General features: G+C 36.5%; 20 protein-coding genes. 14 read left to right on the forward strand and 6 right to left on the reverse strand.

Annotated features, from left to right (window positions below):
- The first annotated feature begins 31 nt into the window (after positions 1 to 31).
- A complete protein-coding gene (recN, locus tag ACFFHT_RS05290) occupies positions 32 to 1,708 on the forward strand; it encodes a DNA repair protein RecN (RefSeq protein WP_382374152.1) in 1,677 nt (558 codons plus the stop codon).
- A 112-nt stretch (positions 1,709 to 1,820) separates the two neighbouring features.
- Here the strand turns inward: recN and ACFFHT_RS05295 are convergent, their stop codons facing one another.
- On the reverse strand, positions 1,821 to 3,032 hold the full coding sequence (locus tag ACFFHT_RS05295; RefSeq protein ID WP_382374154.1) for an aromatic amino acid transport family protein: 1,212 nt from the start codon (positions 3,030 to 3,032) through the stop codon (positions 1,821 to 1,823).
- 366 nt (positions 3,033 to 3,398) lie between these two features.
- On the opposite strand from ACFFHT_RS05295, the gene prfA reads away from it, so the two are divergent.
- From prfA to hslU, 11 genes are all read left to right on the forward strand, one after another.
- Positions 3,399 to 4,481 (forward strand): peptide chain release factor 1, encoded by a 1,083-nt coding sequence (gene prfA, locus ACFFHT_RS05300; protein WP_382374300.1) that lies wholly within the window; start codon positions 3,399 to 3,401, stop codon positions 4,479 to 4,481.
- The gene (gene prmC, locus ACFFHT_RS05305) at positions 4,474 to 5,361 is read left to right on the forward strand and encodes a peptide chain release factor N(5)-glutamine methyltransferase (protein WP_382374156.1); all 888 of its coding nucleotides are present in this window, start codon (positions 4,474 to 4,476) and stop codon (positions 5,359 to 5,361) included. The genes prfA and prmC overlap by 8 nt, the downstream gene beginning before the upstream one ends.
- An 8-nt stretch (positions 5,362 to 5,369) precedes the next feature.
- Complete coding sequence (locus ACFFHT_RS05310) at positions 5,370 to 6,221, forward strand: SirB1 family protein (protein ID WP_382374158.1); 852 nt, start codon at positions 5,370 to 5,372, stop codon at positions 6,219 to 6,221.
- Positions 6,222 to 6,236: 15 nt separating this feature from the next.
- Positions 6,237 to 7,091 (forward strand): 3-deoxy-8-phosphooctulonate synthase, encoded by an 855-nt coding sequence (kdsA, locus tag ACFFHT_RS05315; RefSeq protein WP_382374160.1) that lies wholly within the window; start codon positions 6,237 to 6,239, stop codon positions 7,089 to 7,091.
- A 137-nt stretch (positions 7,092 to 7,228) separates the two neighbouring features.
- Positions 7,229 to 8,170 (forward strand): 2-hydroxyacid dehydrogenase, encoded by a 942-nt coding sequence (locus ACFFHT_RS05320; RefSeq protein ID WP_382374162.1) that lies wholly within the window; start codon positions 7,229 to 7,231, stop codon positions 8,168 to 8,170.
- 94 nt (positions 8,171 to 8,264) lie between these two features.
- Positions 8,265 to 9,449: a lipoprotein-releasing ABC transporter permease subunit gene (locus ACFFHT_RS05325; RefSeq protein ID WP_382374164.1), complete on the forward strand. Its 1,185-nt coding sequence runs from the start codon at positions 8,265 to 8,267 to the stop codon at positions 9,447 to 9,449.
- Complete coding sequence (gene lolD / locus ACFFHT_RS05330; protein WP_382374166.1) at positions 9,442 to 10,155, forward strand: lipoprotein-releasing ABC transporter ATP-binding protein LolD; 714 nt, start codon at positions 9,442 to 9,444, stop codon at positions 10,153 to 10,155. The genes ACFFHT_RS05325 and lolD overlap by 8 nt, the downstream gene beginning before the upstream one ends.
- Positions 10,152 to 11,402: a lipoprotein-releasing ABC transporter permease subunit LolE gene (gene lolE / locus ACFFHT_RS05335; protein ID WP_382374168.1), complete on the forward strand. Its 1,251-nt coding sequence runs from the start codon at positions 10,152 to 10,154 to the stop codon at positions 11,400 to 11,402. The genes lolD and lolE overlap by 4 nt, the downstream gene beginning before the upstream one ends.
- 126 nt (positions 11,403 to 11,528) lie before the next feature.
- Positions 11,529 to 12,614 carry a 3-deoxy-7-phosphoheptulonate synthase AroG gene (gene aroG, locus ACFFHT_RS05340; protein WP_382374170.1) on the forward strand — a complete coding sequence of 362 codons (1,086 nt, stop codon included), beginning with the start codon at positions 11,529 to 11,531 and terminating at the stop codon, positions 12,612 to 12,614.
- 130 nt (positions 12,615 to 12,744) lie between these two features.
- Positions 12,745 to 13,269 carry an ATP-dependent protease subunit HslV gene (gene hslV, locus ACFFHT_RS05345; protein ID WP_065233529.1) on the forward strand — a complete coding sequence of 175 codons (525 nt, stop codon included), beginning with the start codon at positions 12,745 to 12,747 and terminating at the stop codon, positions 13,267 to 13,269.
- Between the two features lie 87 nt (positions 13,270 to 13,356).
- Positions 13,357 to 14,691, forward strand: a complete 1,335-nt coding sequence (hslU, locus tag ACFFHT_RS05350) for an ATP-dependent protease ATPase subunit HslU (protein WP_382374172.1) — start codon at positions 13,357 to 13,359, stop codon at positions 14,689 to 14,691.
- A gap of 69 nt (positions 14,692 to 14,760) precedes the next feature.
- On the opposite strand, the gene ACFFHT_RS05355 is transcribed toward hslU, so the two are convergent.
- The 4 genes from ACFFHT_RS05355 to ACFFHT_RS05370 form a co-directional block, all read right to left on the reverse strand.
- Complete coding sequence (locus tag ACFFHT_RS05355; protein WP_382374174.1) at positions 14,761 to 15,153, reverse strand: cytochrome b562; 393 nt, start codon at positions 15,151 to 15,153, stop codon at positions 14,761 to 14,763.
- Positions 15,154 to 15,243: 90 nt separating this feature from the next.
- A complete protein-coding gene (locus ACFFHT_RS05360; RefSeq protein WP_382374176.1) occupies positions 15,244 to 15,645 on the reverse strand; it encodes a SufE family protein in 402 nt (133 codons plus the stop codon).
- On the reverse strand, positions 15,646 to 16,851 hold the full coding sequence (locus tag ACFFHT_RS05365) for an aminotransferase class V-fold PLP-dependent enzyme (RefSeq protein ID WP_382374178.1): 1,206 nt from the start codon (positions 16,849 to 16,851) through the stop codon (positions 15,646 to 15,648).
- Between the two features lie 8 nt (positions 16,852 to 16,859).
- The gene (locus ACFFHT_RS05370) at positions 16,860 to 17,549 is read right to left on the reverse strand and encodes a thermonuclease family protein (protein ID WP_382374180.1); all 690 of its coding nucleotides are present in this window, start codon (positions 17,547 to 17,549) and stop codon (positions 16,860 to 16,862) included.
- Positions 17,550 to 17,636: 87 nt separating this feature from the next.
- On the opposite strand from ACFFHT_RS05370, the gene ACFFHT_RS05375 reads away from it, so the two are divergent.
- Both ACFFHT_RS05375 and ACFFHT_RS05380 read left to right on the forward strand, forming a co-directional pair.
- Positions 17,637 to 18,050, forward strand: coding sequence for a CidA/LrgA family protein (locus ACFFHT_RS05375; protein ID WP_382374302.1), 414 nt, complete (start codon positions 17,637 to 17,639; stop codon positions 18,048 to 18,050).
- Positions 18,047 to 18,742, forward strand: a complete 696-nt coding sequence (locus tag ACFFHT_RS05380) for a CidB/LrgB family autolysis modulator (protein WP_382374182.1) — start codon at positions 18,047 to 18,049, stop codon at positions 18,740 to 18,742. Before ACFFHT_RS05375 ends, ACFFHT_RS05380 begins: the two co-directional genes overlap by 4 nt.
- On the opposite strand, the gene ACFFHT_RS05385 is transcribed toward ACFFHT_RS05380, so the two are convergent.
- Positions 18,735 to 19,169: a GNAT family N-acetyltransferase gene (locus ACFFHT_RS05385; protein WP_382374184.1), complete on the reverse strand. Its 435-nt coding sequence runs from the start codon at positions 19,167 to 19,169 to the stop codon at positions 18,735 to 18,737. The two genes, ACFFHT_RS05380 and ACFFHT_RS05385, sit on opposite strands and share 8 nt — an antisense overlap.
- Positions 19,170 to 19,180: the final 11 nt, after the last annotated feature.

Below are 19,180 nucleotides of genomic sequence, written 5' to 3' on the forward strand. Positions count from 1 at the left end.
CTGATATTTATACAGTATTGGAGGGTTTCTTATGCTTACTCAATTACAAATCAATAATTTTGCAATTGTTAATCGGCTTACGCTTGATTTTGCTTGTGGTCTGTCAGTGATTACTGGTGAAACGGGGGCTGGAAAATCTATTGCTTTAGATGCGTTAGAGGTCTGCTTAGGGCAACGAGCTGAGAGTAGTATGCTGCGTTCAGGTGAATCGAGAGCGGATGTTAGTGCTGTTTTTTCCCTCCAAGATAATCCAGCAGCACAGCAATGGTTAAAAGTCCACGAGTTGGATGATGAAGATAATCCAGAGGAGTGCATTTTACGCCGTACTATTAATGCTGATGGACGTTCAAAAGGCTTTATTAATAATCAACCAGTTCCTGTAGCCCAATTACGAGAATTAGGGGATTTATTAGTACAAATTAGTGGGCAACATGCGTCACAGCGATTATTGAAACCAGAATATCAATTACAAATGCTTGATGCGTTTTGTCATAATCGGAATTTGTTACAACAACTATCGGAACAATATCACTACTGGAAAAAACAACAGCGTAATTTAGCGGAGTTTCGGCAACAATGTGCGGAGAATGAGGCAAAGAAACAGTTGTTGCATTATCAAATTGAAGAGTTAAATGAGTTTGGTTTAAAACAAGGTGAGTTTGAAGAACTAGATAATACACAAAAACGTTTAGCAAATAGTGATTTATTGAATCGAGGATCACAAGCTGTATTACAACTACTTTCGGAAAATGAAACAGCCAATATTGAGAATTTATTAAATAAAGCAACTCACTATTTGGAAGAGTTGGTTGAAGCTGATGAGCAGTTTAATAATGCACAACAGTTGCTACAACAAGCACAAATTTATATCCAAGAAGCATTTTCAGAAGTGCAACATTTATCCTATCGCATTGAAGATGATCCTGAGTTATTGGTGCATACTGAAATTCGTATTAAACAAGCATTACAATTAGCTCAAAAACATCGGGTAGTTGTGACTGAATTAGCAACTCACCATCAACAATTAAAACAAGAATATGCTGAATTAACAGATTATATTGAGGGTGAAGATCATTTAATTGAATTAGAACAACAAGCGTATCAAGAAGTATTACAGATTGCACAACAATTATCAGAACGTCGTCAACAAGGTGCAATTTTATTAGCGAAATCAGTTACTCAACAGATTAAGCAGTTAGCAATGGAAAATGCTGAATTTGATATCCAATGTGTAGTAGATAGGGAAAAATTTACGGCAAATGGGTTTGACCAAGTGAATTTTATGCTGATGAGTAATTTAGGTGAAACCGCACAACCATTACATAAAAATGCGTCTGGTGGAGAATTATCTCGTATTGCATTAGTGTTACAAACATTAACTTCGGATAAGAGTGCTGTCCCTACTATTATTTTTGATGAAATTGATGTGGGGATTAGTGGAGCCACTGCAAGTGTTGTTGGTAAGCTATTACGTAATTTAGGAAATTCAGTACAAATTTTATGTATTACACATTTACCACAAGTAGCTTCACATGGACATCAACATTATAAAGTAGAGAAATTCTGCAAAGAGGGTAAGACAGAAACCAAAGTAATATTATTAAATAATGATGAACGAATTAAAGAAATTGGACGTTTATTAGGTGGAAGTCAAGTGACACAAACTTCATTAGCCAATGCAGAAGAATTGCTAGCTTTAGCAAGTTAACAAAAAATAAACCACTTTTTGTCTTAATCCTTAGTTAGGTGAGTAATAGCAAAAAGTGGTTTCTTATTCTCGTTATTTATGACTAAATGCGAAAAATATCGATAGTAATAAATTAAGAGCCTACAACAGGAGGTAAATAACCAGCTGAAATTAGGAATGGTGCATTCATAATGAGTAATCCTAATAATAAGGCAATAAATAGACCAAGGTTACCGCCCATGACACGATAAGGTAAATCAGGATATTTTCTACGTAATACCCAAGCCATACCAACTGGTAACACTAAACCGTAAAAAGTGAACATTTGTCCAGCATAAGTGAGTACAGCTAAAAAATCACGATAGAAAATAGCAAATAACAAGGTTGGTACAAAAGTAAGCAAACTTAGGCTAATACGAGAAGCATTAATATTAATACGTTTTAAAAGATCATCTAAGCAATCAACTAATGCTAAAGAAACCCCTAAGAATGAAGTAATTAAGGCCAATACGGAAAAAGTACGTACAAATGCACTAATAAAGTAGCTGCCGGTTGCTTGGTAAGTTGCATGAACAAGTCCATTTAATGTTGGATCGTTGCGGATAATCTGAATAAATTGAGATTGTTCAAATACACCGTGTGTTGCCATTTGCCATAGGATATATGCCACTAGAGGAATAGCAGTACCGCCAATAATCGCAATGCGTAAACGGCGAATATCACCATCTAAATAGTTATTAATACTTGGGATGACGACATGAAAACCGAAAGAAGTAAAAAATACGGGGCTAGCAGAGATAATCAAAAAATGATGTAACGGCATCGCACCAAGGTTTGCTAAGGTCACTTTAGGTAACATTAAGAAGAGTACAGAGCCAAAAGCAATTAATTTGGCAATAAATAATAGACGGGTAAAACCATCAACAGCCCCCGTTCCAATGGTAACGATAATGGCAAATAAGATCACAAATATAAGAATAGCTAAGGTGTTAGCGTGTTCTCCTGCGAAAGTTAAATAAGGTGTGAATAAATCACCACCACCAAGTGAATACACAGTTAAGATGGCATACATAAAGATGACCAAAGAGAGCGTAGCCAAGACCCGACCGATCATCCCAAAATGCTGTTCTGCTAAAGAGGCAATGCCTGCATCTCGGCGTTCTGCTTTTTGGTAAACCTCAACAAAAAGTAAAGCACTATACGAGAGTAGTACCCATAAAAGAAAAAGTAATAATAAGGTGGTAGTAAATCCCATTTCGGCAGAGGTTAATGGCATCGCTAACATACCCGCTCCAATTGTAGTTCCTGCGACAATTAAAGAACTACCTAAAGTTTTGTTTTTCATTATAAATATCTCGCTGATTGTGAATGACGGGCAGATTCTATAGAAAAAGGTTTACAATGTAATCTATTTTTTACAGTTTATTAGTTCATTAGCGTTAATAGCTTATTTTTTAGACGTTACAATGAGAGTTACATCACAAAATAGAAAAAATAGTTGTGCAATAAAGGACTTAATAACAAGTAGCCAATGAGATATTGGTAATAATTTTAGAGAAAATAAAACTTTTTGATTTACGCTATGAATAGAAAACCTTACCTCAATCAGAAAATAAATGTTGGTAGTGGCTTTTTCCTTGAAGTGATTTTCGCTAGAATAAGCGGATTTTTGACTAAAGCATAATATTGGCAATAACAACAAAGGTGAATGATGAAAGCCTCAATTATTAGTAAATTAGAAACCTTAGATGAACGTTATGAAGAATTGCAAGCATTGCTTGGCGATCCTTCAGTAATCAATGACCAAGAAAAGTTTCGTGCGTATTCAAAAGAGTATGCTCAATTAGAAGATGTCGTGAAATGTTTTTCCCGTTGGAAACAGTTAAATAACGATTTAGAAGAGGCGAAAATTTTACTTGACGATCCGAGTATGAAAGAGATGGCGGAAGAAGAAATCGCTACTTGTACTGCGGGAATTGAGGAAAGTGAACAACAATTACAAATTTTATTGCTACCTAAAGATCCTAATGATGAATATAACTGCTATTTAGAAATTCGTGCTGGGACAGGTGGTGATGAGGCAGGTATTTTTGCGGGTGATTTATTTAGAATGTATAGCCGTTATGCAGAAAGCAAACGCTGGCGGACAGAAGTGCTAAGTGCGAATGAGAGCGAGCAAGGCGGTTATAAAGAAATCATTGTAAAAATCAGTGGTGAGAATGTTTATGGGCAGTTGAAATTTGAATCAGGTGGACACCGTGTACAACGTGTACCAAAAACAGAATCACAAGGGCGTATCCATACCTCTGCCTGTACGGTTGCGGTGATGTCTGAATTACCAGAATCTGCTTTACCAGAAATTAATCCTGCTGATTTACGGATTGATACTTATCGTTCATCTGGTGCGGGTGGACAGCATGTTAATACCACGGATTCTGCGGTACGTATTACCCATATTCCAACAGGGATTGTGGTGGAGTGCCAAGATGAACGTTCACAACATAAAAATAAAGCAAAAGCGATGTCTGTGTTAGCTTCTCGTTTAGTACAAGCAGAAGAAGAGCGTAAAGCAGCTGAACAAGCAGATACCCGCCGTAGTTTATTAGGTTCAGGCGATCGTTCTGATAAAATCCGTACTTATAACTACCCACAAGGCCGAGTAACAGATCATCGTATTAACTTAACGTTATATCGCTTAGATGAAGTGATGAATGGTAAAATTGATGATTTAATTCAACCAATTATTACGGAATACCAAGCAGAACAACTGGCTGCTTTGTCAGAAAATGAGTAATTCTGCCTTAAGTTATCAAAATTGGCTGCAGCAGACGACACAACAACTTAGTGTGATTGAAGCAATCTCGGATGCCAAGATTGATGCACAAATGTTATTACAATATGTTACACAGAAGTCATCGGCTCAACTGATGGCTTTTGCGGAAACATTATTATCTGTTGAGCAATTACAAACATTAAATCAATTTGTCCAACGGCGTTTACAGGGAGAGCCTATTGCTTATATCGTTGGTGAAAAAGGCTTTTGGACATTAGATTTAGCGGTATCAGATAAGACACTCATTCCTCGTCCAGATACAGAGTGTTTAGTTGAAACCGCATTAGCGTTGATTGCTAAGCAGTTTGCTTCAGAAGAAAAGTTAGCAATATTAGATTTAGGTACAGGAACAGGTGCAATAGCGTTAGCTTTAGCCTATGAATTGCAACAGCAAAAAAGGGTATATCAAGTACTTGGTGTAGATAGAATTGTGGAGGCGGTGGAATTAGCAAAACAAAATGCAGTGAGAAATCAGTTATCACAAGTCGAATTTATCCAAAGTAATTGGTTTTCTGCTTTAGCTAAGAATGAAAAGTTTGATCTTATTGTGAGTAATCCACCTTATATTGCAAAAGATGATCCTCATTTACAACAAGGCGATGTTCGTTTTGAGCCATTATCGGCATTAGTGGCAGAAAATAACGGTTTAGCGGATATTGAGCATATTATTCAAACAGCAAAAGAATTTATTCAACAACAAGGTTGGTTGTTGATTGAACATGGTTGGCAGCAAGCCGAGATAGTACAAACATTATTTCAACAATATCATTGGCAAAATGTGCAAACTGTTAAAGACTATGGTGGTAATCAACGTGTTACCTTTGCACAGTGGAATGGATAATAAAAAGAATGAATAAAAAAACGCCAGAAGAGATTGCATTAGAAGAAATTGCATTAAAAGAATATGAGCGACGAGTCGCAAGCAAAAAATATCTTTTTCAACAAATTGTACGTTTAAATGAAGTCGTTGATCCAAACTTTAAAAAAAGCAGTATTTATGGACGCATGGGACATTTAACGAGAGAGTTAACACTATTTTTTAATGGTGAAACTGATGTGAAAATGCGGATTCATTTGTTATTGCAGTTTTTTTATGGAGAAAAGGGCTTTTTTTGTGATCGAGAAACCTACTTCTATTCATCTAATTTGATGTTATCAAATGTACTTAAATCAAAAGAAGGAACACCTGCAGTATTAGGTTCAATGGTGTTATTTTTAGCAGGACAGTATGATTTACCGATTACAGGTGTCAATTTTCCAACACAACTATTATTAAGAGCAGATGTTGATGATGAAGTGGCATTTATTAATCCGTGGGATGGTAAGTATGTGTCGCATGATTTATTAAAAACGTGGTTAGAAGGTTATTTAGGTTTTGGAACACAATTAACAACGGAATATGTAGGTAGTGCTGATGTTGTAGAGTTAGAAGATCGTGTTTATCAAGTGTTGAAAAATGCGTTAATTCGTGAAGGAAAAAATGAGCAAGCATTAGCGTTAATTGAGCAGCGTTTATCTGATGATCCAGAAGACCCGTATGAAATTCGTGATCGTGGTGTGGTGTATGGCAATATGGAATGTTTCCATTTAGCTGTACCTGACTTGCAATATTTTGTTGAGCAATGTCCAGAAGATCCAATAACACCGTTAGTAAAATTACAGCTTCAAGATTTACAAGCGATTCCTTATTCATTCCAATAAATTAAAGGAAAAATTATGCAGAATAAAACCATTAAGTTAGGCAATATTGATATTGCAAATGATAAACCATTTGTCCTATTTGGCGGGATGAATGTATTAGAAAGTCGAGATATGGCGATGCAAGTTTGTGAGCAGTATGTCAAAGTGACAGAAAAACTCAACGTCCCTTATGTGTTTAAGGCATCGTTTGATAAAGCGAACCGTTCTTCAATTTATTCTTATCGTGGGCCTGGCATGGAAGAAGGGCTAAAGATTTTTGAAGAATTAAAAACAACATTTGGGGTAAAAATTATTACGGATGTGCATGAAACTTATCAATGCCAACCTGTAGCGGATGTAGTCGATATTATTCAGTTACCAGCATTCTTGGCAAGGCAAACTGATTTAGTCGAAGCAATGGCACGGACTGGTGCAGTAATTAATGTTAAGAAACCACAATTTCTAAGCCCAGGACAAATGGGAAACATCGTAGAAAAAATTCATGAATGTGGCAATGATAAGGTGATTCTGTGCGATCGTGGGACTAACTTTGGTTATGATAATTTAGTGGTGGATATGCTAGGGTTTAGCATTATGAAACAGGTGTCTAAAGGTTGCCCTGTCATTTTTGATGTGACCCACTCATTACAATGCCGTGATCCATTTGGTGCAGCCTCTGGTGGTCGCCGTGCTCAGGTGACAGAATTGGCAAGATCTGGTTTAGCCATTGGTTTAGCGGGTTTATTCCTAGAAGCACACCCAAATCCAGATAAAGCGAAGTGTGATGGCCCATCAGCATTACCGTTGGATAAATTAGAACCATTTATTGCACAAATGAAAGCGGTAGATGATTTAGTAAAAAGTTTTGCCGAATTAGATACTGCAAATTAGTGTTTATACACACAATAGAGGGAAGTGAATAGAAATTGGGCAGCAGTAATTGATTTAATAATTTCTACTTTGCAACCCTCTGTTTTATTGTTATCTTGAAAGCGTTTTTGTTACCAAATTGATACAAGGAGACTGTAATGAAAATTGTCTTTTTAGATAGTACTGCCATTCCAAAACACATTCCGATTCCTCGTCCTAAGTTTGCACATGAATGGGTTGAATATGAACACACTTCAGTTGCACAGGTCATTGAGCGTATGCAAGATGCGGAAATTGCGGTAACCAGTAAAGTCATTTTTAGCCGTGAAGTCATGGCACAGCTCCCAAAATTAAAATTAATCGCTATTACTGCAACAGGAACAAATAATGTTGATTTAGTGGCAGCGAAAGAACTCGGTATTGTAGTAAAAAATGTAACGGGTTATTCATCAGTTACTGTACCTGAACATGTATTAGGAATGATTTATGCGTTACGTCATAGTTTAATGGGATGGTATCGAGATCAATTAACTGATCGATGGGTAGAAAATCTGCAATTCTGTTATTTTGATTATCCAATTAAAGATGTGAAAGGTTCTGTGTTAGGGATCTTTGGTCGTGGCAATCTAGGGCGTGAAATTGGGCGTTTAGCAGAATTATTAGGAATGCAAGTATTGTATGCAGAACATCGTGGTGCAGCCACAGTGCGTGAAGGCTACACAAAATTTGAGGATGTCTTAGCACAAGCCGATATTTTGACATTACATTGCCCATTAACAGAAACAACGCAAAATTTAATTAATCGTGATACTTTGGCACTGTGTAAGCGAGGTGCGATTTTAATTAATACTGGACGAGGCCCATTAGTGGATGAACAAGCGTTATTAGAGGCGTTAACATCAGGACAACTTTCTGGTGCAGCGATTGATGTGATGCGTCAAGAACCGCCAGAAAAAGGTAATGTATTAATGGAAGCCGCAAAACGTTTACCAAATTTATTAATCACTCCACATATTGCTTGGGCATCTGATTCGGCAGTAACCACATTAGTCAATAAAGTTACGCAAAATATTGAAGAGTTTGTGGCGACAGGCAAATAATTTGGTTACTGATTATTAGATAATGATAGAAAATCCGTTCACGGTGTATGAACGGATTTATTATGTTATTTGATTGCAAATTATAAGGAAAATTATGTCGGTAAATGTTCCACTGATGGTGGCATTACGTTATTGGCGTTCTAAAAGTGGCGATCGCTTCGGTCGCCTTGTTACACGCCTCGCTAGTATTGGCATTATGTTGGGAGTAATGGCATTGATTATTGTGTTATCTGTGATGAACGGATTAGAAAGTTATCAAAAGCAGAATGTGTTATCTCATATTCCACAAGCCGTAATTACACCACAAGCTCAACCTTTTTCGTTACAAGATAATGGCTTGCCAAATTTACCCTCTTTTGTGAATAAAGCTGTACCAATTAATCTAGCTCAAGTGATTTTGCAAGGTGCAAACGGCTTAAGTGCTGCACAGTTAATTGGCGTGCGACAACAACAAGATGATCCATTGTTAGCCTCTTTAGTCGAACCAATAGATCAATTATTACCAGCTAATCAATTCAATTTAATTATTGGGCAACGTTTAGCACAACAAAATCAATTAACTGTCGGTGATAAAGTTCGTTTGCTCATTCCTGAAAATAGTGTTTATACCCCATTGGGTAGAATTCCTGTACAGCGTCTCTTTACCATTAGTGCGATTTATCCAGAATGGAGTATGGATGATCAGATTTTTGCTAATTTACAAGATGTAGGGCGTTTATTGCGATTAAAATCAGAACAAGTACAAGGAGTACGATTATTTTTACAAGATCCTTTTTTAATTACCGAATTACCGAAGTATTTTTCAAATGAGGAATGGAAAATCAGTGATTGGCGAGCTCAGAAAGGGGAATTTTTCCAATCAGTCAAAATGGAAAAAAATATGATGTCTTTACTGGTTGGGCTGATCATTTTAGTGGCGATTGCCAATATTGTTACTTCATTGAGTTTAATGGTCCTAGATAAGCAAGGCGAAATTGCAATTTTACAGACGCAAGGTTTAGCTCGTCAGCAAATTATGCGTATTTTTATTTATCAAGGTATGGTGATTAGTGTCTTAAGTACATTGATTGGGGCAGCATTGGGCATTGTCGCTACCCATTATTTAACGCTATTATTACTCTGGCTAAATCCACAAGGATTTGCTTTGCCAAGTGAAATTGATTGGTTACAGATTATTTTTATTATTGTATTTTCATTAACTTTATCTTTTATTTCTACGCTTTATCCTGCTTATCGAGCAGCGAAGATCGAGCCAGCGGAGGCGTTGCGTTATGAGTAATTCTATGTCTAATTTACATTCATCTGCTTTATTGGCTTGTGAACAATTATCTAAAGTTTATCAAGAGGGTGATAAAGCGACTTCGGTGTTAAATGCGATCTCTTTTGCGGTACAACGTGGTGATTTAACCGCGATTGTAGGGAGCTCTGGTTCAGGGAAAAGTACCTTATTACATCTCTTAGGCGGTTTAGATAAGCCAACCAGTGGAGAAGTTTGGTTGAATGGTGAGCAATTATCACAGTTATCCGATAAGCAAGTGGCTAAATTACGCAATCGACATTTAGGGTTTGTTTATCAATTTCACCATTTAATGGCAGATTTTTCTGCACTAGAAAATGTCGCTATGCCAATGTTAATTGCGGGTGAGAAAAAAGAGTATGCGTATGCACAAGCAACCGAGATGTTACAAGCGGTGGGATTAGCACACCGAATTCAACATCGCCCATCAGCCTTATCAGGTGGCGAACGACAACGAGTGGCGATTGCGAGAGCGTTAGTGAATAACCCAGATCTTGTGCTAGCCGATGAACCAACAGGCAATTTAGATCAAAAAACCACTGAACATATTTTTGAATTAATTCAACAATTAAATGCAGAGAAACAGATTGCGTTTCTATTGGTAACACATGACCTGAATTTAGCGGCAAAACTACAAAAACGTTATCAGATGCGTGATGGTGTATTAACTGCGGAGGCAAGTGTATGAATACGCCATTTTTAATCAGTTGGCGTTATCAGAGAGGTAAACAAAAAAATCGATTGGTATCGCTCATTGCGTGGTTTTCTACGTTAGGGATTGCACTTGGTGTAGCGGTGTTAATTATTGGCTTAAGTGCAATGAATGGTTTTCAGCGTGAACTTAACCAACGAATTTTAGCAGTTGTACCTCATATTAGTATTACAGGATATGAGCGTCAGCCTATTGAAGATTGGTACCAATTACAACAAGCATTACACAATAATCCTGAAGTGAAAGGTTTTTCGCCCTATGTCTCTTTTACCACCCTAGCGGAATCAGGATCTAAGCTTAAAGTTATTCAAGTAAAAGGGGTTGAACCTGTGTTGTTGGAACAGGTTAGTGCGGTAGGGCAGTTTGTGTTGAATCAGGGCTGGCAAACCTTTTCACAACAAAAAGAGGGGATTATTCTTGGCTATGGAATTGCGAAAGATCTGGGGGTTGATGTGGGGGATTGGGTATCGTTATTGGTGTCCGATCAAGCGGAACACGATGTAAGTAAAGTGGCACAACCAGAACGTCATCGATTACAAGTGAAAGGTATTTTACGTTTAGATGGACAACTCGATCATAGCTATGCATTTATTCCATTAGCAGTCGCACAACAATACCTCAATTATACAGCGAATCAAGCGACCGGTATTGAGCTAGCAATTAAATCGCCATTTTTGGTTAATCAGTTTGACTATTCAGCGTTATCAACCTATCCGCAAGGTTTGATTGCGAATACTTGGATAGACAGTTTTGGTTATATGTATCGTGATATTTCATTAATTAAAACAGTGATGTATTTAGCGATGGTTTTAGTGATTGGGATTGCTTGCTTTAATATTATTTCTACATTAGTAATGGCGGTGAAAGATAAACAAGGCGATATTGCAATTTTACGCACATTAGGTGCAGATAGCCGCTTTATTCGTCATATTTTTTTATGGTATGGACTTTTTTCTGGTATGAAAGGGTGTGTCTGGGGAATTATATTAGGGATTTTAGTGGCATTAAACCTAACAAATATTATTTATCTAATCGAAAAAATTTTTCATACTAAGATTTTATCTGATGGTGTTTATTTTATTGACTTTATGCCAAGTGAGTTACATTTTAGCGATGTTGGTTTAGTTTTTGTGGCAACATTGATTTTAAGTTTGTTAGCTTCACTGTATCCAGCAATTCGTGCAGCTCGCTTGCAACCAGCAAAAGTTTTGAATAATCACTAATATATTAACGTTTGTAGTTATCTGTGTTATAGGTGAAAATATCGATAGATGCTAGTTGAAATTAAAATTTTATATGCTAACATTTGAACTAGTTTAGTAGTACATAAATACAAAGAGAGTGAATCAATGGCAGTAATTAAAAAAGATATTCGAATTGAGAATGATGATGTTCGTATTGCAAAAGTAGAACAACTATTACCTCCAATCGCCTTATTAGAAAAATATCCTGCAAGTAAAACTGCAGCTAAAACTGTAAAACAAACCCGTCAAGCAGTCCATAATATTTTGCATCAAGAAGATGATCGTCTTTTAGTGGTGATTGGACCTTGTTCTATTCATGATCCAGAAGCGGCGATTGATTATGCAAAACGATTAAAAGTATTACGAGAAGCATTGAAAGATGAGTTAGAAATTGTGATGCGGGTTTATTTTGAGAAACCACGTACTACGGTTGGTTGGAAAGGATTAATTAATGATCCTCATCTAGATCATAGCTATGCACTAAATGATGGTTTACGAATGGCTCGCAAATTGTTATCAGATATTAATGATTTGGGCGTGCCATCTGCAGGTGAATTTTTAGATATGATTACGCCACAATATATTGCTGACTTTATGAGTTGGGGTGCGATTGGTGCGAGAACAACGGAATCTCAAGTGCATCGTGAACTAGCATCAGGGCTTTCTTGTGCGGTAGGTTTTAAAAATGGGACAAATGGCGGTGTAAAAATTGCTTTAGATGCGATTGGTGCAGCCGAAGCCTCACACTATTTCTTATCTGTGACCAAATTTGGCCATTCAGCGATTGTAGCGACAAAAGGAAATCCTGATTGCCATATTATTTTACGTGGTGGAGATAAAGGCCCTAACTATTCAGAAGAAGATGTTTTGAAAACGGTTAAAGATATTGAAAAGAGTGGGCGTATTCCTCATGTAATGGTTGACTTTAGCCATGCAAATAGTTCAAAACAATTCAAGAAACAATTAGATGTTTGTGATGAAGTCTGTCGTCAAGTTAGTCAAGGTTCAAAACATATCTTTGGGGTTATGGTTGAAAGCAATTTAGTTGAAGGTCGCCAAGATATCATTGATGGAAAAGCATTAACATATGGACAAAGTGTTACCGATGCATGTATTGGTTGGGAAGATACCGAAAAAGTCCTTTATGATTTAGCCGCAGCAGTAAAAGCAAGAAGAGCTAAATTTGCTTAAATCGTTGTTTAGGAAATATCGCCTGTCAATTTGCAGGCGATATTTTTATTTGTTTTTTACTTGAAACCTTTTTGAATGCACCCATATTGGGAAGCGTTGTGTCAATTGTAGAGTAAGAAGGAAATAAATTATGACTACAATCGTAAGTGTTCGCCGTAATGGGCATGTTGTTGTTGGTGGAGATGGACAAGTTTCATTAGGCAATACCGTAATGAAAGGTAATGCACGTAAAGTACGCCGTTTATATGGAGATAAAGTATTAGCAGGTTTTGCAGGTGGTACAGCTGATGCTTTTACGCTATTTGAATTATTTGAACGTAAATTAGAAATGCATCAAGGCCATTTATTAAAGAGTGCTGTTGAATTAGCAAAAGAGTGGCGAACAGATCGTGCATTACGCAAATTAGAAGCAATGTTAATTGTTGCTGATGCGAAAGAATCATTAATTATTACGGGATTGGGCGATGTGGTTCAACCTGAAGCAGATCAAATTCTAGCAATTGGATCAGGTGGAAATTATGCGATGGCAGCTGCACGAGCTTTAGTTGCCAATACTGATCTTTCTGCCAGAGAAATTGTTGAAAAATCACTCAAAATTGCTGGTGATATTTGTGTATTCACGAATACCAATTTTACTATTGAAGAGTTGCCATAATCTCAAATAATAAACGCAACAGATTGTAAATTCATTCCATATAGCCTGAATGATGTTGGCTATACATAAAAGAAAAGGATAAAGCATATGTCTGAAATGACTCCTCGTGAAATAGTTTCTGAATTAGATAAACATATTATTGGACAAGCAGATGCGAAACGTGCAGTGGCGATTGCTTTGCGTAATCGTTGGCGTCGTATGCAGTTACAAGAACCTCTCCGTCATGAAGTTACGCCAAAAAATATTTTAATGATTGGACCAACTGGGGTAGGGAAAACAGAAATTGCGCGCCGTTTAGCAAAATTGGCGAATGCACCATTTATTAAAGTTGAAGCGACTAAATTTACTGAAGTCGGTTATGTTGGTAAAGAAGTAGATTCTATTATTCGTGATCTCGCTGATGTGGCGATGAAACTGGTACGCCAAACCGAAATCAATAAGAACCGTTATCGTGCAGAAGAAGCCGCAGAAGAACGTATTTTAGATGTGTTATTACCACCAGCAAAAGATCAATGGGGGAATACTGAAAATACAGATTCAAATGGTCATACTCGACAAATTTTCCGTAAAAAACTACGTGAAGGTCAGTTAGATGATAAAGAAATTGAAATTGATGTAGCAGCAGGGAGTTCCGTTGGGGTGGAAATTATGGCACCTCCAGGAATGGAAGAGATGACCAGCCAATTACAATCAATGTTCCAAAATTTATCGAGTGGTCAAACGAAAAAACGCAAAATGAAAATTAAAGATGCGTTAAAAGTGTTAATTGAAGATGAAGCGGCAAAATTAATTAATCCAGAAGAGTTAAAACAAAAAGCGATCGAAGCGGTAGAACAACACGGAATCGTGTTTATCGATGAGATTGATAAAATCTGTAAGCGAGGTGAAACAAGTGGACCAGATGTTTCTCGTGAAGGCGTGCAGCGTGATTTATTGCCATTAGTAGAGGGTTCAACCATTAATACTAAACATGGTATGGTGAAGACAGATCATATTCTATTTATTGCTTCAGGTGCATTCCAAGTCGCTCGTCCATCTGATTTAATCCCAGAGTTACAAGGTCGTTTACCGATTCGTGTAGAATTAGGTGCATTAAGTGCGAAAGATTTTGAGCGTATCTTAACTGAACCAAATGCCTCGTTAACTGAACAATATAAAGCGTTAATGCAAACAGAGGGTGTTACAGTAGAATTTACTGATGATGCGATTGCAACGATTGCTGAAGCTGCATTTCGTGTGAATGAGAAAACTGAAAATATTGGTGCAAGACGTTTACATACTGTTTTAGAACGTCTAATGGATAAGATCTCATTTGAAGCCTCTGATATGAGCGGTGAAAAAGTCGTGATTGATCAGGAGTATGTGAAAGCTGCATTAGGCGATGTAGTAGAAAATGAAGATTTGAGTCGCTTTATTTTATAATCTTACATTATTGATGAATCAAAATTAAGGCTAAGTAGTTGATACTTAGCCTTTTTTTCTTAAGATAAATTATTTATATTTTTTGTGATATTCGTTACGAATAGAAAGAAGATCTTTCGCTTTTTCTTTTGCTTGCTCAAGTTCGCCTTTTGCAGCAAGGGCAGAAGATTCATCAATTACAGCGATAAATTGCTGCATACCTTGTTGATAATCTTTAAATTCCGCACTATCTTTGCCTTTTTTCGCTAAACTACCTGGAACAAGTTCTAAAGAGCGTTGCGCAGCTGCTTTTAATTCGCTTAGATTTTTTTGCATCGCTTCTGCATTTTCCGCTTTTAAGACAGGGCCAATATTCTCTTTAAAATGCTGCATTTCTTGTGCAACACTATCAGCGAAACTCATTGAACTAAAAGCAAGTAGGCTACTGAATAGTGCAGTTTTGATTAAAGATTTTGTATTCATCATCACTCCTTTTTCCATAAAAAAGAATAGCAATGTGCTATTCTAAATAAAAAATAATTGCAAATTTTGATTTAAACTTTGCGTGAATAACTATAACAATTCAGTAACAGTATTGCTAATAATTTTTTCAATATTCTTTAGTCCGTTTAATCGTGTTTTACTTAATCGCTGGTCAATTTTTAACTGTTGTAATAACGCTGTAATATTAAAATTTTTCAATTTTTCAGAACTGGCTTCATTAATAGCTGTTTGTAGAATAAAAAGAATGCCATTTAAAATTCGAGCATTACTATACGCAATGCAATGCCATTGTTGTTCTTGACGAAATAATTTAAACCATAATTGGCTCTCACATCCTTCAATTAAAGGTAATTGCGTTAGAACTTGATCTTCTGGTTTAGGTAATTGTTTTGCAAGTAAAATCAGTTGGCGATAACGTTGTTCCCAACTCTGACATTGAGCAAAAAGTGCTTCAATCTCTGCGAAAGTCATTTAATCCTCCAACAAAGCTAGTGCATTATCCAATGCTTTAAAAAATAAATTGAGATCCTGTTGATTATTATAAGGTGCTAATGATAAGCGTAAGGTACCACGTTGTTGTAAAAATTGGAGATAAGGTTGGGCACAATGCTGTCCAGTGCGTAAAGCGATCTGTTGTTCACTTAACAGTGTTGCTAAATCACTATTATCAATATCAGCAAATATAAAACTAATTATATGGCTGTCAGGAGAACTAAATAATTTACAACTTCTGTATTGAGATAACCTCTGGCGGAATTGTTGAGCTAACTGTTGAGTATGTTGCATTAGTTGATGGAAATCATACTGTTGTAACCAGTGTAAGACTGCACCAAAACCAATAACCGCCGCAATATTCGGTGTACCAGCTTCTAAACGATAAGGCAATTGTTGAAAAGAAGCGTGTTGATGAGTTACCTGTTGAACCATCTTGCCACCAAAAAACAGTGGTGAGAGTTGTTGTAAAGCAGATTTTTTCCCCGCTAATACGCCCAATCCAGTCGGTCCTAATAATTTATGTGCAGAAAATGCTAAAAAATCCACATCAAGTTGCTGCAATGAGATGGCTTGGTGCAATACGGCTTGTGCAGCATCGACAACAATTAATGCTTGAGGTGCTAATTGGCGGATTAAAGTAGAACATTGTTCTATCGGTTGGCGATAACCTGTTACATTGGAAACAAAGTTTAAAGCAACAATTTTTGTTTTACTTGATAGAGCTGCTGTTAAGGCAGCTAAATCAATTTGGTAATCTGTTTGTAATGGCAAAACAATCAATTTTAGATGGTGTTGTAAGGCAAGTTGTTGCCATATAACAAAATTTGCATGATGTTCTGCTTCAGAGAGAATAATGTGATCACCAGCATGTAACAGATGGGTTAATCCATAGGCAATACTGTTAATACTATGAGTTGTACCTGATGTCCAAATAATACAACTTTCATCTTCTGCTTGAATAAATTGTGCAACTTGTTGACGAGCTTGCTCAAATAATTGTGTTTGCTGCCAATCATATTGGCTGCGATGTACTGAACCAGCAGAACAATAAAACTGTGTAGTAGCATCAATTAGCACTTGTGGACGTAATGTTGTGGCTGCAGAATCCAGATAAACAGCAGTAGGATACTGCTGTAAAAAAGGGAATTCTGCACGAAATTGAGTAATATCAAAATGTGACATAAACGGGGTTATCGGCATAGTGAATTACAAGGAATGCCGTCATGATTACCATCTAAATAATCGGCAGAACATTGCTTGAAAAAACGGGTTGCCTCTTCGCAAGAAGCAAAACTTTTACATGAACGTTTAGTACTGCAACTTGTACTATTTGTACTGATAGATGTTGTTCCAGGCTTTGGCAAGGCTAATAATGGCTTTGGATTTTGGGCAAGAGGTGCAGATGGATTTTTGGCATGTTTACGCCAATTACTCGGATAAATTGGATCACTATCCTGCCATAAACCACGACGTTGTTGACGAGCATCATTTTCAGCCTGTAGATATTGATTATCGTGCATATATTCACGATATGCCCAAGCTAACCCTTGTTGTACCATAGTTAAGTTAATATTTTTACCAGCAGTATCAAAGACTTGCCCAACAACTCGACCATATTGATCGTGTTCACTAGATTGAATATTAACATTTTTTTTAAAGATTAATTGGGAGAGTAGTTGACGAGAACGATCACCATAAGGTTGCTTTTTTTCAGGTGCATCGACTTGAGCTAAACGAACTCTAATTTGTTTATTATTTTGCAATAAACAAGTGAAGGTATCACCATCACTAACACTGACAACACGACAAGAAATAGTACGTTCAGCAAAGCTATTTAATGTAATGAAAGTAAATAAACAAGCAATAAAAATCTTTTTCATAGGTAACTAAATTAATTTTAAAAAAGTGACATTGATCACAAAATGAGAGTAGAATAGGTTCAATATTATTACATATTTCTGTTGATGATGTTTTATAAAATTGTAGCTTTCGTTCGTTCACTCGCCATTTTATATGCAATGTTGTATCTCGGTGAGGGAATTAATTATATTTTCCCAATTGGTATTCCAGCAAGTATTTGGGGCTTGTTACTGTTATTTGTTTGTTTAGTATTCAAGCTGATCAAAGAAGAGTGGGTGATGCCTAGCGGTGCATTGTTAATCCGTTATATGTCAGTTTTATTTATACCACTTAGCGTAGGTATTATTGATTATTTTGATTTGTTGACTAAACAAGCGGTTTCACTGTTGATTCCGACTATTATTAGTACTTGCTTGGTGCTTGTATTTACTGCGTTGTTAGCAGATTACTTCTTTTCCTATAATTCATTTAGCAAATTACGTAAAAGAGTCAAAAAGCGTAGTTTAAGAGGTGCAAAATGATTTATTTGTATTGTTTGATGACGATTATTGCCTTTTTTCTTGCGGTAGCAATTAATAAAAGAATTAAATCACTCGTTTTTAACTCGTTTGTGATTACAGTTTGTTTATTAATTGCTATTTTATTGATTTTCCACATTCCTTATCACGATTATATTGAGGGGAATAAACCATTAAGTTCGTTATTAGGACCATCAATTGTTGCATTAGCATTACCATTATATGAGCAGCTAAAACAGATTAAACAATATTGGCGTAGTATTCTGTTTATTACTACGATCTCCTCTGCATTTGCGATGTTAAGTGGTTCCTTTATTGCCTACTTGTTTGGCGCTAATCAGCAAATTATGGCAACTATTTTTGCTAAATCAATTACTACACCTTTGGCGATGGCTGTATCTGGAACAATTGGCGGTGTGCCAACCGTAACGGTTGTGTTAGTCATTATTGCTGGATTAATAGGATCTGTGTTGGGTTATACCATTATGAAATTACTAAGAATTAAAAATAGTGAAGCTGCTGGGTTAGCTATTGGTACAGCTTCACACGCACTTGGTACAGCCGCTTGTATGGAAATTGATAAGAAAGCAGGAACATATAGTTCTATCGCACTGGTTCTATGTGGTGTGATTACCTCATTAATAGCACCTTTGCTATTCGATCTTTTATTAATCGTCAGTAAGATTTTTAGTTAGTTTTACACATATCTATGTGTGGAATATTATCTTCAAGATAAACTTCTGATGTTGCGACAAAGCCAAATTGCGCATAAAAGGCTTGTAGATAATGTTGTGCTTGAATTGTGATGGGTTGATTAGGAAAAGTGTGCTGAATAAAGTCAAGAAGATGAACTAATAATTGTCTGGCAATACCATAACCACGATGTGATGTAATAACTAACACTCGACCAAAATGCACAATATTTTGGTCGAGATAGATTCTCGCATAAGCGACTAATTTTTGTTGATCTGTTAGCCATAAATGCATAGCACTAAGATCAATTTCATCTACTTCTTGATAAGGGCATTGTTGTTCTACGACAAATACTGCTGTTCTTGCTTGGTAAATTTGAAAGAGTTCGTGTGTAGTGAGCTGATCAAATTTTTTACAATGTAACTGCATAAATTTTCCTT

This window comes from Gallibacterium melopsittaci, from assembly GCF_042433085.1.
In the GTDB taxonomy this organism is placed as follows: domain Bacteria; phylum Pseudomonadota; class Gammaproteobacteria; order Enterobacterales; family Pasteurellaceae; genus Gallibacterium; species Gallibacterium melopsittaci.

Coding starts and splice junctions, on each gene's coding strand:
- recN (WP_382374152.1), top strand. CDS start 32: ATGCTTACTCAATTACAAATCAATAATTTTGCAATTGTTAATCGGCTT.
- ACFFHT_RS05295 (WP_382374154.1), bottom strand. CDS start 3,032: ATGAAAAACAAAACTTTAGGTAGTTCTTTAATTGTCGCAGGAACTACA.
- prfA (WP_382374300.1), top strand. CDS start 3,399: ATGAAAGCCTCAATTATTAGTAAATTAGAAACCTTAGATGAACGTTAT.
- prmC (WP_382374156.1), top strand. CDS start 4,474: ATGAGTAATTCTGCCTTAAGTTATCAAAATTGGCTGCAGCAGACGACA.
- ACFFHT_RS05310 (WP_382374158.1), top strand. CDS start 5,370: ATGAATAAAAAAACGCCAGAAGAGATTGCATTAGAAGAAATTGCATTA.
- kdsA (WP_382374160.1), top strand. CDS start 6,237: ATGCAGAATAAAACCATTAAGTTAGGCAATATTGATATTGCAAATGAT.
- ACFFHT_RS05320 (WP_382374162.1), top strand. CDS start 7,229: ATGAAAATTGTCTTTTTAGATAGTACTGCCATTCCAAAACACATTCCG.
- ACFFHT_RS05325 (WP_382374164.1), top strand. CDS start 8,265: ATGTCGGTAAATGTTCCACTGATGGTGGCATTACGTTATTGGCGTTCT.
- lolD (WP_382374166.1), top strand. CDS start 9,442: ATGAGTAATTCTATGTCTAATTTACATTCATCTGCTTTATTGGCTTGT.
- lolE (WP_382374168.1), top strand. CDS start 10,152: ATGAATACGCCATTTTTAATCAGTTGGCGTTATCAGAGAGGTAAACAA.
- aroG (WP_382374170.1), top strand. CDS start 11,529: ATGGCAGTAATTAAAAAAGATATTCGAATTGAGAATGATGATGTTCGT.
- hslV (WP_065233529.1), top strand. CDS start 12,745: ATGACTACAATCGTAAGTGTTCGCCGTAATGGGCATGTTGTTGTTGGT.
- hslU (WP_382374172.1), top strand. CDS start 13,357: ATGTCTGAAATGACTCCTCGTGAAATAGTTTCTGAATTAGATAAACAT.
- ACFFHT_RS05355 (WP_382374174.1), bottom strand. CDS start 15,153: ATGAATACAAAATCTTTAATCAAAACTGCACTATTCAGTAGCCTACTT.
- ACFFHT_RS05360 (WP_382374176.1), bottom strand. CDS start 15,645: ATGACTTTCGCAGAGATTGAAGCACTTTTTGCTCAATGTCAGAGTTGG.
- ACFFHT_RS05365 (WP_382374178.1), bottom strand. CDS start 16,851: ATGTCACATTTTGATATTACTCAATTTCGTGCAGAATTCCCTTTTTTA.
- ACFFHT_RS05370 (WP_382374180.1), bottom strand. CDS start 17,549: ATGAAAAAGATTTTTATTGCTTGTTTATTTACTTTCATTACATTAAAT.
- ACFFHT_RS05375 (WP_382374302.1), top strand. CDS start 17,637: ATGTTTTATAAAATTGTAGCTTTCGTTCGTTCACTCGCCATTTTATAT.
- ACFFHT_RS05380 (WP_382374182.1), top strand. CDS start 18,047: ATGATTTATTTGTATTGTTTGATGACGATTATTGCCTTTTTTCTTGCG.
- ACFFHT_RS05385 (WP_382374184.1), bottom strand. CDS start 19,169: ATGCAGTTACATTGTAAAAAATTTGATCAGCTCACTACACACGAACTC.